The following is a 14,018-nucleotide window of genomic DNA, read 5'->3' as shown; positions in this document are numbered from 1 at the left end:
GCTCGCCATGTCAGCGTCGCCCTGCTTCGCGAGGCGCACGGCCTCCGTATCGGGTGGATGCGAATGAAGAGCAGGATGGAGCAGAGCGAGATTGTCGTTGGTCTCGACATCGGGACGACGAAGGTGTCTGCCGTCGTCGGCGAGGTCGACGCCGATGGGATCACCATCCTCGGCGTGGGCAACGTCCCGTGCCGCGGGCTGCGAAAAGGCATCGTGGCGAACATCGACTGGACGGTCCGGTCGATCGCGGAGGCCATCGAGGCCGCGCAGACGATGGCCGGCGTCGAGATTCGCACGGTGTATGCAGGCGTCGCCGGCAACCACATCCGCGGCCAGTCCTCGGACGGCGTGGTCGCGGTGGGCGGCGGCGAGGTGACGGACGTCGACGTGACGCGTGTCCTCGAAGGCGCGCGCGCCATTCCGATCGACGCCGATCGGCAGATCCTGCATGCCTTGCCGCGCGAGTTCACCGTCGACAACCAGGACGGTATTCGTGATCCCGTGGGAATGAGCGGCGTTCGCCTCGGCGTGAAGGTGAACCTCATCACGGCCGCGACGTCCTGCGTGCAAAACGTGGTCCGTTGCGCGGAGCGCTGCGGATTGACCGTGGCGGACGTGGTCCTCGAGCCGCTCGCGAGCGCCGAAGCCGTTCTCTCCGAGGACGAAAAAGAGATCGGCGTCGCCGTGATCGATATCGGCGGCGGTACGACGGATTTGCTGATTTACGTGGACGGCGGAATCGCGCATGCGAGCGTCATTCCGGCGGGCGGAAACAACGTGACAGCGGATCTCGCGGCGGGCCTGCGCACGCCGATGGCCGAGGCGGAGCGGCTGAAGCGCAATTTCGGCTGCGCGCTCGGACGGATGGTCGCGGACGACGAGGAGGTCGAGGTGCCGGGCGTCGGCGGGCATCCGCCGCGCAAGGTGCCCCGCCGGGTGCTTTCGGACATCATCGAGCCGCGGATCGAGGAGATCTTCGCGGTGATCCGCAAGCGCATCGAGGACGCGGGCCTGCTCGATCAGCTCGCGGCGGGCGCGGTTCTGACGGGCGGCGCGGTGCTCATGGAAGGCATGAGCGAATTCGCCGAGGAGATCCTGGGTATGCCGGTTCGTCTCGGCGTACCGGTCGGGATGCGTGGAATCACGCAGCTCGTGGCGGGCCCGCAATATGCAACGGGCGTGGGGTTGCTCCACTACGGAGCGAACCAGCTTCGCGAGGCGCGCGAGCCGCGCGTCGTCGTGGAGTCGCAGCCGCCGCCGCGCCAGACTGCGCCGCGCGTGACGGCGCCTTCGAGGCCGGATCGACGAGACCTCTCCGAGGATCCGGTCGTCGAAAAACGGCAAGGCGGTCGGTTCTGGAATTGGTTGCGCGCAGCTTTCTGAGCTGACGCACGAGGGTAAATTTCGTAAAACGAAGTCGAGATAGCGAAGCGTGAGTGATTGATAGGCGGTTTCATGGGGGAGAGGCACCCCATGGAGTCGCCCTGGGAGCAGGCGAGGCTCCCTTGGCCCCGAGCGGCCGGAAAGAAATCCCGGGAGGCGTTTCATGAGTTTCTCCATCGAGTTTGCCGATGAGCACGCGGGCTACGACGCCCGGATCAAGGTGATCGGCTGTGGCGGGTCGGGCGGCAATGCCGTCAACACGATGATCAACTTCGGCCTCGAAGGGGTCGAGTTCCAGGTCGTGAACACCGACGCCCAGGCGCTGTCGGCGAGCATCGCGCCGATCAAGGTGCACATCGGCTCGAACGTCACCCGTGGCCTCGGCGCGGGCGCCGATCCCGAGAAGGGCCGCAAAGCGGCGCTCGAGGACGTGCAACGCCTGAAGGAGCTGATCCAGGGCGCCGACATGGTCTTCGTGACCGCCGGCATGGGCGGCGGCACGGGCACGGGCGCGGCGCCGGTGATCGCGCAGCTCGCTCGCGAGGAAGGTTGCCTCACCGTCGGCGTCGTGACGAAGCCCTTCTTCTTCGAGGGCAAGCAGCGGGCGCGTCGCGCCGAGCTCGGCCTCGCCATGCTCGCCGAGCACGTCGACACGCTCATCACGATCCCGAACCAGAAGCTCCTGACGCTCGGCGATGAGGAGCTCTCGTTCGTGGACGCCTTCCGCAAGGCCGACGAGGTGCTCTACCAGGCGATCAAGGGCATCAGCGACCTCATCACGCAGAACGGCATCGTCAACGTCGACTTCGCCGACGTGAAGACGGTCATGAGCAACATGGGCCGCGCGCTCATGGGCACGGGCTGCGCCAAGGGCCAGGGCCGCGCGCGCCTCGCCGCCGAGATGGCCATCACCTCGCCGCTGCTCGACGACATCTCGGTCGAGGGCGCGATGGGCGTGCTCATCAACGTCGTCGGCGGTCCCGACATGCGCATGCGCGAGATCGAGGAAGCCGCGACGCTCGTGCAGGAGCAGGCGCACGAGGACGCGAACATCATCTTCGGCGCGACCATCGACGAGACGATGGGCGACATGATCAAGGTCACCGTCATCGCGACGGGCTTCGACATGAACGTCTCCGACGCCGCGCAAGCAGCTTCGGGCGCGATGATGCCGGGGGCGCGGACGCCGCAGGCGATGCCGATCTCGACAGCGCCGTCGCTCTCGAGCGCGCTCTCGGGCGCCCTCACGGGCGGGGGCTCGCGCTCGAACCCGCCGCCGCTCTCGGCGCCGCAGCGCAGCATGCCGCAGCCGCAGCGCGAGGAGCCGGCCTACACGGTGCGCGGCGGTCGTGGCGCGCCTGCCCAGCAGCCGGCCCCGGCCTCACTCGCGTCGGGCGCCTCGGGGACGCCCTCGCGTGAGCGCGCGACGTTCGTTCCGCCGCTCGACGCAGACTGGGATACGCCGGCGTTCCAGCGCCGGGGTCAGTAAATCCGGATAGGGGGGGCTGGCCAAGCCGGGTGCGCTGGCTTGGTTGACAGCCCCTAGGGGCGACTTATCGTCTCACGGCCTTGCGGCCTGTGCGGCCGCCGCCCCGGTCGCCGCGATCATGAGCCAAAAACGGGATTATTACGAGGTTCTCGGGCTGTCGAAGGAAGCTTCGACCGACGAGCTCCGCAAAGCGTACAGGGCCGCTGCCCTCAAGAACCACCCCGACCGGAACCCGGGCGACAAGGAGGCCGAGGCGCGCTTCAAGGAAGCCACCGAGGCCTATCAGGTCTTGTCCGACGACCAGAAGCGCGCGCGGTACGACCGCTACGGTCACGCCGGTGTCGAGGGCATGCCCGACATGGGCGGCCAGGACATCTTCACGCACTTCCAGGACATCTTCTCGGAGCTGTTCGGCGGGTTCGGCGGCGGTGGGTTCGCCGGCGGCGGGCAACGTCGTTCGCGCGGCCCGGCGCGCGGGCAAGACCTCCGCGTCGAGCAACGCCTCACGCTGCGCGAGGCGATGACGGGCACGAAGCGCGAGGTCGTGCTGCGGACGCCCGTCGCCTGCGAGGAGTGTCAGGGCAGCGGCGCCAAGCCCGGCACGAAGCGCAAGACGTGCGGCGTGTGTGAAGGCGCCGGGCAGGTGTCGACGGCGCGCGGGTTCGTCATGTTCACGCAGACGTGCCCCGAGTGCCGCGGCGAAGGCACGGTCGTGAAGACGCCGTGTCCTTCGTGCAACGGCGCCGGCGCGGTCGAGAAGTCGCGCAAGGTCGTCGTGAACTTCCCGGCCGGTATCGACGCCGGCCAGCGCCTCCGCGTGCCCGGACAAGGCATGCCCGGCGCGCTCGGCGGTCCGCCCGGCGACCTCTACGTCGACGTCGACCTCCAGCAAGACGAGCGCTTCGAGCGCGACGGCGCCGACCTCGTCACGCGCGCGCTCGTGTCGTTCGCCAGTGCGACGCTCGGCGGCACGTCCGAGATCGAGCTGCCCGACGAGAGCAAAGTCAGCATCGACATCCCCGCCGGCACGCAGCCCGGCGAGGTGATCACCGTGCGCGGCAAGGGCATGCCGCGCGTCGACGGCCGCGGCCGCGGCTCGCTCCAGGTCGTCGTGCAGGTGCAGGTGCCGAAGCAGATTTCGGCCCGCGCGCAGGAGCTCTTGAAGGAGCTTCAAGCCGAGCTCGGCCACGAGAACGAGACCGCCTCCGCGTAGACCTACGCGTCCGACAGCCCGAGCCAAGCCCCGAGACAAGCCAGCGCGAACGCGAGCGGCGCGCACGCGAGCGCGATCACCACCGCCACCGGCGCCGCGAGCCCGAGCAGCACGATCGTCCCGACGATCGCCAGGAGCGCGCTGATCGCCGGTTCGAGCACGCTCCGCGCCGCCGACGCGCGCGCCACGATCCACCCCGCGAACAGGAACGAGAGCAGCGCCGCGCTCGCCAGGAGGAGGAGCGGCGCGACGGCGTTCGACGCGTCGCGATCGATCGACGCGAACTCGAAGCCGAGCCTTCGCCCGAGCAGCACCGCGCCCACGAGCATCGCCGTGATCATGCCCGTCGTCACGAGCATGCCGAGGCCGATCCAGAAAAACGAGAGGGGCCGCTCCGAGCGCCGGAGCGCCTCGCGCATCGCCCGGAGCGACGGCGGCGCGAGCGGCAAGAGGCGCGGCTTCTTCGGCTCGTGCTCGCGCTCGCGTGGCTCGACCTTCCCCGCCTCCGCGCTCCGCTGGAGCACGTCGCGGACGCCGATCCAGGCGAGGACGCCGGCGACCACGAGGATCGGGATCGTCGCGAGCAACGACGCCGGCCCCCGGGCAAACGCGACGTGGTGCGCGATCGCGTTGCCGGCCGTGGCGAGGGCCCAGGCCGCGTTGAACCAGCCGCCGCCCATGCGGCCCTGGCCATCCCGGCCGAGCGCGAAGCCCCACCACGTCGCGAGGCACGTCGCCGCGAGCGTCGTCAGCGCCGTGCGTGCCGGCGCGATGAGCGAGAACGGAAGGCCGATCAGGAACAACGCGCTCTTCAGCGTCATGAACCCGAGCGCCGCGGCCGCCGCGTACGAGATCGCGTCGATCGGCCGATGTTGCCCCACGCGCAGGCGGAACGCGGGCGTCGCGGCCGCGACCTTGAGCGCCTCTTCGAGCGGCGCGGCCACGAGGTAAGCGTACACGAGCGCCGCGAGATCGATCCCCACGCCGAGCTTGCGCGGCCCGAGCACGCCCGTGAGCGCGCGCTCGCAGAGCTCCGCCGGGACGCACGCGAGCATGCCGAGCGCGAACGTCGCCACGACCGAGCGCGGGCTCGAGGGGCGGAGCGTGTCGCGCGAGGCGAACCCCACGTACAGCGCGACGGGCGCTGCGAGCGCGAGCAGGCCGAGGAGGATCTGGAGGGCGAGCAACGTTCTAGAAGTGGAGCCCCAGCACGGCGGAGCCGGTGACCGCGGCACCGTAGCTCGACCCCTCGACCTTGAGCACTTCCGCGCGTGCTCGTTCGAGGGTCGTGAGGTTCGGATCGCCCTGGATCTCCGTGACCTTCGAGGGATCGAGCCCCGGGCGCGTGAGGCCGAGGACCTCGGCGCTCGCGCTCACGCCGAGCGTGAACATGGGCGTGATGTAGTAGTCGAGCCCGGCCTGGCCGCGCACGTAAAACCCGTGGACCTGCGTGTTCTCCAGGGCCGTCGCCGCCGCGCCGCTCTGGAGCGCGCTCTTGAAGCTGCCGAGCGCCGTGTAGCCGCCGCCGAGTTCGAAGTGCGGCTCCAGGTTGCCGAGCGGCAGGTGCAGGCCGATCTCGCCGCCGACGCTGAAGAGGTCCCACGTGTTGAAGAAGCCCACGCGGCCGCGCGCGCCGATCGTGATGAACACGAGCCGCAGGCCGAGCCCCGCGCCGATCACCGGGCCGTTCGCCTGCGTTTCGATGAACCCCGCGCTGAAGCTCTGCTCGTCGATGTTGAAGGTCCGGAGACCCACGTGCTGGAAGCCGCCTTCGGCCTCCAGGTACACCCACTCGAGGCCGCGGCCCGAGTCGCCCTTCTTCGCGTCGTCGAGGTCTTGCGACGTCTCCGAGGCGGCCGGCGCCTGGCTCGCCGAGGGCGCCATCGGGGGCGGCGGCGAGAGCCCTCCGGCCGACATGTCCTGTGCGTCTGCGGTCCGTACGTAGGCCAAGGATACGAGCAAGACCGCGGAGGCGAGCGTGATCCCGGCAAGCCGGGTCGTGCGTTTCGTCGTCACGTTTCTTCGTCTCCCTTCGGTTCGTCGGGATCGTCCTCCCTGCGCGTCCCCTCGCCCTCCAGCATGCTCGTGTCGACCGGTGGGCCGGGGACACGGTAGGCACCCGTGAGCCAGCGCTCCAGGTCGAGCACCTTGCACCGGGCCGAGCAGAAGGGCCGCGCGGGGTTTTCGGGCCCGAGCACGGCCTCGCGGCCGCACTGCGGGCAAGTCGGTCGGGAGGATGCTCCCATGATGGCGCTAACGTAGCAGCCTCCCGGGCGACCATGTAGCCTCGGGGGCATCATGCGCTCGTGGAACCGAGCCGCGGCATTCGTGCTCACCGCGGCGCTGCCTTTCGGATGTGCGGGTCGTGCAGACCTCGAGACCACCCTCGAAGGCGGAGACGATGTTTCCGTCCCGCCGATCGACACGGGTCCGCCCCCCGCGGCGGCGCGCGCAGACAAGCTCGATCTGCTGCTCGTCGTGGACAACTCCCGGAACCTCGACGCCGCGCAAGGCCTGCTCGTCGAGACGTTGCCTTACCTGCTCGACAGGCTCACGCGCCCCGCGTGCGTGAACGGCTTCGGCACCATCGTCTCCGAGACGGCGAGCCCCGAGGCGCCTTGTCCCGTTGGTGTGCGGGACTTCGCGCCTGTCAGGGACATCCACATCGGCGTGATCTCCACGAGCATCGGCGGCCACGGCGCGGACATCTGCAGCCCGGCGAGCAGCACGTTCGACCCGAGCGCCAACGATCGCGCGCGGCTGCTCACCCGCGCGGCGAGCGGCGGCGCCGTGCCCACCTGGGAGAACAAGGGCTTCCTCGCGTGGGATCCGGGCCAGGCGTCGAACCCCCCGGGCGACGCGGATCTCGGCGCGCTCGGCGCGAAGCTCGCCGAGATCGTGGGCGGCGTCCGCACGAAGGGCTGCGGCTTCGAGGCGCAGCTCGAGAGCATCTACCGCTTCCTCGTCGACCCCGAGCCGTACCTCGACATCTCGCTCGTCGACAACAAGGCCGTTCCGAGCGGCATCGACGACGTCCTCCTCCAGCAACGCGCGGACTTCCTCCGCCCCGACTCGCTCGTCGCCGTCCTGCTCCTCACGGACGAGGACGACTGCTCGACGCGCGACGGCGGCCAGTACTTCGCCGTCAACCAGGGCACCGACCTCAACGGCAAGCCGTTCCGCATGCCACGCGGCCGCAGCGTGTGCGCCGCGACGCCGGACGATCCCTGCTGCGTCTCGTGCGCGCAGCCCACGCCGCCCGGTTGCCTCGACACGGAGCTCGATCCCGCATGCAGCGCGCCTTTCACGGCGATCGAGGATCCTCTCAACCTCCGCTGCTTCGAACAGAAGCGTCGCTTCGGCATCGACTTCCTCTACCCGACCTCGCGGTACGTCGAAGGCTTCGCGCGCGACGTCGTCTCCAACCGCGCCGGCGAGCTCGTGAAGAACCCGCTCTTCGTCGGCGACCGCCCGCGGGAGCTCGTCTTCTTCGCCGGCATCCTCGGCGTGCCTTGGCAGGACGTCGCGGTGGATCCCAAGGCGCTCGCGACGGGCCTCTTGCCGGCGACGGAGCTCGACTGGTCGCTCCTCCTCGGCGATCCCGAGACCGGCGAGCCGCCCGCCGATCCGCTGATGCGCGCCTCGATCGAGCCGCGCGAAGGCATCCACCCGCGCACGGGCATCCCGCTCGCGCCGCCCTCGGCGAGCGCGCTCGAAAACCCCATCAACGGCCACGAGCGCACGACCACCGCCCGCGACGACCTCCAGTACGCGTGTATCTTCCCGCTGCGCGTGCCCAAGGAGTGCACGGGCCAGGCCGACTGCGAGTGCGCGGGCACGGACGTCACGACGAACCCCGTCTGCCAGGCCCCCGACGGGAGCTACGGCGCGACGCAACGCTTCGCCCGCGCCGTGCCCGCCACGCGCCCGCTCGCCGTCATGAAGGAGCTCGGCACGCAGGCCGTCGTCGCCTCGATCTGCGCCGAGAAGGTGAGCTCGCCCGTGCAGCCGACCTTCGCGTACAAGCCCGCCGTCGACGCGTTGCTCCGCACGATCCGCCGCCGACTCGAACCCGCCGACTGAACCTCACTCCACCCGCACCGCCGCGTAGAGCGCCTCGCCGTCGCGGCGCAACCGCACGAGCAGCGTCCCCGGCCGTTTCGCCTTGTCCACCAGGCGCAGGAAGTCCGCGCCGTCCTCGATCGGCTGGCCGTTGACCTCCACCACGACGTCGCCCACTTCGAGCTCGCCCGCGGCCGCGCCGCGCGGATCGAGCCCGTCGATGCGCGCCCCGCCGCCGAGCGCGTCGCTCACCGACACGCCGAGGGTCTTGCGCGGGCCGACGTCCTCCGGCTTCTGCGCCGGTTTTTCCTCGGCCTCCGGTCTCGCCAGCACCACGCGCTTGACCTGCTCGTCCTTGCCGTGCCGGATCAAGAGCCGCATCGACTCGCCGGGCTTGCGGTGCCCGAGCAGCCGCGCGAGCTCCGCCGCCTGATCGATCGGCTCGTCGTCCGCCGACAGGATCACGTCGCCCGGCTCGATGCCCACCTTCGACGCCGGCCCGCCCGCCTCGACGTCCGTCACGAGCGCGCCCGTCGGCCCCGGCAGCGCGAGCGCGCGCGCGAGGTCGTGCGAGATCGCCTGGAACGCGACCCCGAGCACGCCGCGCGAGACGTGCCCCGCGTCGCGCAGCTCCGGGATCACGGCGCGCACGTCGTCGATCGGGATCGCGAAGCCGATGCCCTGCCCGCGCGCGTGGATGACCGTGCTCACGCCGACGACGCGGCCGCGCCCGTCGAAGACCGGGCCGCCGCTCGAACCGGGGTTGATGCTCGCGTCGGTCTGGATGAGGTGATCGAAGGGCCCGAGCCCGAGCACGCGCTCCTTCGCGCTCACGATGCCCAAGGTCACCGTGTGCCGCAGGCCGAACGGGCTCCCGATGGCCACGAGGTAGTCGCCCACGCGGAGCGCCTCGCTCGTCCCGAACTGCGCGACCGCGAGGCCCGCCGCGCCGCGCAGCGCGAGCAGCGCCACGTCGAGCTTCTCGTCCTCGCCGAGCACCGACGCTTCGAGCTCGCGTCCGTCGGAGAGCTGCACACGCACGCGCTCGGCGCCGTGCACCACGTGGGCGTTCGTCACGACGAGCCCATCGGGGCTCACGATGAAGCCCGATCCCACCGCCCGCTCGATCGAGCGTGACGTCCCGCCCGCGCGCACGCGCTGCGGGTCCCCACGCTCCTCGGCCCCGCGTGTGGCCGCGATGCTCACCACCGTCGGTCGCACGTGCTCGACGAGGGTCGAGATGTCGAGCGCGACCCCCGCCTCTCCCGGCGGGGCCGGGGGCAACGCCGCCGCCGCCGTGGGCGTGAAGGCGCGGTCGTTCGTGGTCGCATCGGCGCGGTTGCTGCAAGCCGGGACCCCGTGGGTCAGGGCCAGGCCCAGCGTGAAGGCCAGCGCGGAGGACGTCATGGACGGCACGTAGAGCCGTCCCCTTGGGTCGCAAGCGACGTGGCAGCGGGTCTCTAGCCCCGCGTGAGCTCGACGCGTAGGAACTCGACGGTGATCTCGACGTGACGCCCGCTCGTCTGCGTGAACGAGGCCACGCCGCGCTTGCCTTCCCAGCGATGCGCCAAGCCAAACGCACCAGCGCCGCTCGGATCCTCCGGTGCGTCCGTGTCGCTGAGCTCGACCGAGAGCCGGAGGATCTGCTTGCCCGCGGTGACCGAGCCGCCTTGCAGCGCGAAGGTCCCGCCGCGGAGGAGGGCCATGGTGTTCTTGGCGGCCTTGAGCAGGTGCGCGGGCGGGTTCGGCGCGAGGGGCTCGACGCCGGTGATCTTGCCCTCCTCGCTGATGATCATGGCCACCTCGATCGACCCGCCGCCGCCGACCGGCAGCTTCCCCCACGTCGCGTCCGAGCCGCTGGCCATCGGCAGGGCGCGCGTGAACGCCCGCCCCAGGTCGCGGACCGAGGACGCCCCCTCTGCGCCGAACGAGCCCCCGCCTCCCGGAGACGATCCCCCCGGGGGATTTTGGTCCCCGGAGCTGGGGGATGTGTCTTTGGATACGGGGGGCGTCGTTTTGGTGCGGGGGGGTGTATTTTTGGATACGGGGGATCGTTCGCCGGAGCTGGGGGATCGTTCGCCGGAGCTGGGGGATCGTTCCTCGGAGGGGGGGACTGGCTCGTGGGAGGGGGGGACTGGCTCGTCCGGATCCTTTTTCGGCTCCTTGGGCTCCTTGGGCTCCTTAGGCTTGGGCGGATCGGCCTTCGGCTTGGGCGGGTCGACCTTGGGCGGAGGCGGCGGCGGCTCTGCGGGCTCGTTCGGGGCGGCCGCGGGCGGCTCGTTCGGGGCGGCGGGGGCAGGGGCGGGCGCCGGCGGTTCGGCGGGCGCGCTTCCGATCTCGCTGCCCGTCACGTCCACCTCGTGCAGCTCACCGCCGATCGGCGCGGCCGTCGTCCCGGCCCACGTATCCGCCGGGGGAGCGAGCTCCTCGGGCGCGTGCTCCTTCCGCAGCCCGGCGGCGGCGATCAGCGACGCGTGCGCCAGGATCGACACGATGACCGCTCCCTGCATCACCCACGTCGTGCTGGATCCGTCGCGTGCCATCCCGGTTGTCCTCGCGCCTTCGCGCTCGTAGTGTCCGTCAGGCAGGACAACGCCCGCGCGCCCACGTTCCCAGTCCCCTTCAGGTTACATGAGGCTCCTCGCCATCTCCACCTCCACGCCTCGCGGCAGCGCGGCCGTCTTCGACGGAGGCAAGCTCCTCGGCGCGTCCGTCTACACGGATCTCGCAGGCCACGCCGAGCGCGTCTTCCTCGCCGCCGCCGAGGCCCTCGCCGCGGCCGGCGTCTCCGCGGCGTCGATCGAGGCCTTCGCCTGCGACATCGGGCCCGGCTCATTCACGGGCGTCCGGGTCGGCGTCGCTGCGGCGAAGGGCATGGCCATCGGCCAGGGCGCGCCGCTCGCCGGCGTCGGCTCGCTCGAAGCCATGGCCGCCGACGCCTTCGCGAGCGGACGCGCTGGGCCCCACGACATCGTCGTCGCCGCCCTCGACGCGAAGAAGCAGGAGCTCTTCCTCGCCGCGTTCGACGCGAGCGGCGCCGTCTGCTGGGCCCCGCGCCACGTGCCCCGCGTCGACGTGGCCGCGCTCGTGCTCGCCGGCCCGGGTTCTTCCCTTCCGCCGGGCGGGCTCCTCCGTGTCGTCGGTGAGGTCGCGGCCGAGGATCCGGCGCTAGAGGCCTTCGTCCTCCGATCCCCCGGGACCGACCTGCCCGACGCTGCGGCCGTGGGGCGCGTCGCGCTCGCGCGGCTCGGTGCCGGCGGCGACTTCGACGCCGAGCACGTCGAGCCGCTTTACGTTCGTCCGCCCGACGCGAAGCCGATGGCATCGGGCGGGCCCAGCTAGGTAGACTCGCGACCGGATGGACCTACTCGACGACGATCCCGAGGCCGCCGAGGCGGCGCGTGTGCTCATCGCGCGCTTCGGCAAGAGCTTCCAGCCCGGCGAGGTGATCTACCGGGAGGGCGAGCCCGGCACGGAGGCGTATCTGCTCGAGGAGGGCCGCGTGCGCCTCATCAAGAAGGTGCGCGGCGCCGAGCGCAGCTTGATGGTGCTCAAGCCTGGCGACCTCTTCGGCGAGTCGGCCCTCTTGCCCGGCGCCGAGCGCTCCTCCACCGCGGTCGCGCTCTCGTCCGGCCTCGCGCTCGCGATCGACCAGGCGACGCTGCAGAACTTGCTCGAGCACAACGCGGGCATCGCCTCGCGCATGGTCAAGCAGCTCGTGCGACGGCTGCGGGACGCCGAGGATCAGATCGAGCTCATCATGCTGACGGACGTGCAGTCGAAGATCGTGAGCGCGCTCCTCAAGCTCGCGCAGCAGACGCGCGAGTCGGGGGGCAACAACGCGGTCTTCTCGGTCTCGCCGATGGAGCTCGCGACGCGCGTGGGCCTCGACGTCGACACCGTCAAGCGCAGCGTGCAGAAGCTCCGGGAGGGCCAGTACATCCGCGTCGCCGACGAGCGGCTCGAGGTCCCGGACATCGAGGGCCTGCGAAAGCTCTACGGCCTGCTCGGTCAGAAGGACGAAGTCGCGAGCGAGGCGTGACCTGATCTCGGCCTTCTCCGGGCCGAATGTTTCGCCTCAAAGCAACGCGAAATCTCCCCGCATAACACGCCTTGTGTTCCTCACGCCACCCTTTCCAGGGATGCGTGTGTTTCTTTGTCTCGGTGCGTGGGGGAGGGCGTCTTTTGCGGGTTGACGCTTCTTCCAGCCTGGGTTACCCAAGTTTTCCCGGGCGCCTGGCCCGGATTTGGGCCTCGGGCGAGCCCGGGGGCGGATCGGGAGAACCCTTCTCCGACGGAACAAGGGGATCCCGAACAGTTAAGGACGCATGATCCAGGGGCAAACGGGCAAGAAAACGGGCGTCTGGTCGCGCAAGGTGCGCGGCCCTGCGGCGCTCGCTTGCTCGGTCTTGTTCCCTGTGTTGCTCACGTTCGCCCCAGCGTGCAGCGGCGCGCAGGAGCGCGCGGACGGCGTCGACGCGAAGGCGCGCGCCGAGTACGACCTCGGGCGGGAGGCGTTCGAGGGGGGGCGGCTGCGCGAGGCGCTCGGCCATGCGCAGGCCTCGCTCCGGATCGACGAGACGAACCCCGACGCGCACTACCTTTCCACCGTCATTCTTTTGGCATTCTGCGCGTCGGACGAGACCTCGACGGACTGCCGTTTCGAGGAGGCGGAGCGCCACGCGCGCGCCGCGCTCGAGTCTGCGCCCGAGATGCGCGACGCGAAGAACGCGCTCGGCGTCATTCTCGTGCATCGGAAAAAGTACGACGAAGCTGTGTCCGTCCTCAAGCCGCTGGCCGAGGACATTCTTTATGCTTCCCCCGAGCAGGCGTGGGGAAATCTTGGCTGGGCATATCTTTCGCGTGGGAGCCTCGACGAGGCGATCGACGCACTTCGGCGGTCTCTCGCGGCGCAGCCGCTGTTTTGTGTAGGGAACTACCGGCTCGGGCTGGCCTACGAGAAAAAAGGCGAGCTTGCGCTTGCGCGAGAGGCCTTTACGAAAGCGCTCGAGACGGATAAACCTCAGTGTCGGAATCTCCAAGAGGGGTTCGCCGCCCGCGCTCGCGTGGCGGGAAAGCTCGGGCAGCAGGATCTCGCCCGGGAAGATCTCGAACGATGCCGCGATGTGGCCCCGGCGACAGTGGCCGGCAAGCGTTGCGCTGCAGAACTCGGATCGCTGCAATGAGTCTTTGCGCGGCTTGTTTGAAACGTGCAAAAGGGAGTCAATCGAATCGATTGAATGAACGGGTGAAGTAGGGATGGAGTCGATCGGCCGCTACCTGAGACATGCCCGTGAGACGAGGGCAATGAGCGTGGAGGAAGTCTCCCGCGCCACCCGCATTCCCGTCCCCTCGATCGAGCGAATCGAGGCGGATCATTTCGATGATTTGCCAGGTGAAGTGTTCGTCCGGGGGTTCCTGCGCGCCTACGCGCGGGCCGTCTCCCTCCCCGTGGAAGAGGTGCTCGCGCGGTATACTGCGAGCCGCCGCGTCGCCGTGGTCACGCCACTTCCCATTGCCTCCCCGGCCGGAGGTTCGCAGGGCAAACGCTTCGGCGTGGCGATGGCCTTCGTGCTTCTGCTGATCCTGTTCACGCTGGCCCTGAGCATCGTCATGCGGCCGCGTGGGCATGATATGCCGCCTGAACTGTCGAGTTCCGATGGGGGGCGCCGAGACGCCCCCCAAACCCCCCTGGTTTAGTTCCGATGGGGGGCGCCGAGACGCCCCCCAAACCCCCCTGGTTTAGTTCCGATGGGGGGCGCCGAGACGCCCCCCAAACCCCCCTGGTTTAGTTCCGATGGGGGGCGCCGAGACGCCCCCCAAACCCCCCTGGTTTAGTTCCGATGGGGGGCGCCGAGACGCCCCCCAAAC

Annotated in this window: 13 protein-coding genes; 8 read left to right on the top strand and 5 right to left on the bottom strand. The window is 70.3% G+C overall.

Going from position 1 to position 14,018, the window contains the following annotated elements; all coding sequences use genetic code 11:
• Positions 1-63 precede the first annotated feature (63 nt).
• From ftsA to dnaJ, 3 genes are all read left to right on the top strand, one after another.
• On the top strand, positions 64-1,383 hold the full coding sequence (gene ftsA / locus QHF89_RS23940) for a cell division protein FtsA (protein ID WP_136970301.1): 1,320 nt from the start codon (positions 64-66) through the stop codon (positions 1,381-1,383).
• A 163-nt stretch (positions 1,384-1,546) separates the two neighbouring features.
• Positions 1,547-2,872, top strand: coding sequence for a cell division protein FtsZ (gene ftsZ / locus QHF89_RS23935; RefSeq protein ID WP_136970302.1), 1,326 nt, complete (start codon positions 1,547-1,549; stop codon positions 2,870-2,872).
• A gap of 118 nt (positions 2,873-2,990) precedes the next feature.
• Positions 2,991-4,085, top strand: coding sequence for a molecular chaperone DnaJ (gene dnaJ, locus QHF89_RS23930; protein ID WP_136970303.1), 1,095 nt, complete (start codon positions 2,991-2,993; stop codon positions 4,083-4,085).
• A gap of 2 nt (positions 4,086-4,087) precedes the next feature.
• Here the strand turns inward: dnaJ and QHF89_RS23925 are convergent, their stop codons facing one another.
• Genes QHF89_RS23925 through QHF89_RS23915 form a run of 3 tightly spaced genes read right to left on the bottom strand, consistent with a single transcriptional unit; the run spans position 4,088 to position 6,331 of the window.
• Positions 4,088-5,272: a PrsW family intramembrane metalloprotease gene (locus tag QHF89_RS23925; protein WP_136970304.1), complete on the bottom strand. Its 1,185-nt coding sequence runs from the start codon at positions 5,270-5,272 to the stop codon at positions 4,088-4,090.
• A 4-nt stretch (positions 5,273-5,276) separates the two neighbouring features.
• On the bottom strand, positions 5,277-6,101 hold the full coding sequence (locus QHF89_RS23920; RefSeq protein ID WP_136970305.1) for a hypothetical protein: 825 nt from the start codon (positions 6,099-6,101) through the stop codon (positions 5,277-5,279).
• Positions 6,098-6,331, bottom strand: coding sequence for a DNA gyrase inhibitor YacG (locus QHF89_RS23915; RefSeq protein WP_136927603.1), 234 nt, complete (start codon positions 6,329-6,331; stop codon positions 6,098-6,100). Before QHF89_RS23915 ends, QHF89_RS23920 begins: the two co-directional genes overlap by 4 nt.
• Positions 6,332-6,383: 52 nt before the next feature.
• On the opposite strand from QHF89_RS23915, the gene QHF89_RS23910 reads away from it, so the two are divergent.
• Positions 6,384-8,168, top strand: coding sequence for a hypothetical protein (locus tag QHF89_RS23910; protein WP_136970306.1), 1,785 nt, complete (start codon positions 6,384-6,386; stop codon positions 8,166-8,168).
• 3 nt (positions 8,169-8,171) lie between these two features.
• Here the strand turns inward: QHF89_RS23910 and QHF89_RS23905 are convergent, their stop codons facing one another.
• Together QHF89_RS23905 and QHF89_RS23900 are read right to left on the bottom strand one after the other, a co-directional pair.
• Positions 8,172-9,554, bottom strand: a complete 1,383-nt coding sequence (locus QHF89_RS23905) for a trypsin-like peptidase domain-containing protein (protein WP_136970307.1) — start codon at positions 9,552-9,554, stop codon at positions 8,172-8,174.
• A gap of 53 nt (positions 9,555-9,607) precedes the next feature.
• The gene (locus QHF89_RS23900; protein WP_136970308.1) at positions 9,608-10,690 is read right to left on the bottom strand and encodes a hypothetical protein; all 1,083 of its coding nucleotides are present in this window, start codon (positions 10,688-10,690) and stop codon (positions 9,608-9,610) included.
• An 88-nt stretch (positions 10,691-10,778) separates the two neighbouring features.
• Here QHF89_RS23900 and tsaB point away from each other — a divergent pair, with 88 nt between their 5' ends.
• The 4 genes from tsaB to QHF89_RS23880 all read left to right on the top strand — a co-directional run bounded on the left by tsaB (position 10,779) and on the right by QHF89_RS23880 (position 13,847).
• Positions 10,779-11,489 carry a tRNA (adenosine(37)-N6)-threonylcarbamoyltransferase complex dimerization subunit type 1 TsaB gene (gene tsaB / locus QHF89_RS23895; protein ID WP_136970309.1) on the top strand — a complete coding sequence of 237 codons (711 nt, stop codon included), beginning with the start codon at positions 10,779-10,781 and terminating at the stop codon, positions 11,487-11,489.
• Positions 11,490-11,505: 16 nt separating this feature from the next.
• Complete coding sequence (locus QHF89_RS23890; RefSeq protein WP_136970310.1) at positions 11,506-12,189, top strand: Crp/Fnr family transcriptional regulator; 684 nt, start codon at positions 11,506-11,508, stop codon at positions 12,187-12,189.
• A gap of 286 nt (positions 12,190-12,475) precedes the next feature.
• Positions 12,476-13,333, top strand: coding sequence for a tetratricopeptide repeat protein (locus QHF89_RS23885; RefSeq protein ID WP_136927598.1), 858 nt, complete (start codon positions 12,476-12,478; stop codon positions 13,331-13,333).
• Positions 13,334-13,406: 73 nt separating this feature from the next.
• Positions 13,407-13,847, top strand: a complete 441-nt coding sequence (locus tag QHF89_RS23880) for a helix-turn-helix domain-containing protein (RefSeq protein ID WP_136970311.1) — start codon at positions 13,407-13,409, stop codon at positions 13,845-13,847.
• Positions 13,848-14,018 lie beyond the last annotated feature (171 nt).

This window comes from Polyangium sorediatum (assembly GCF_029946465.1).
Lineage (GTDB): Bacteria > Myxococcota_A > Polyangia > Polyangiales > Polyangiaceae > Polyangium > Polyangium fumosum.
This window is presented reverse-complemented; position numbering and strand designations above follow the sequence as displayed.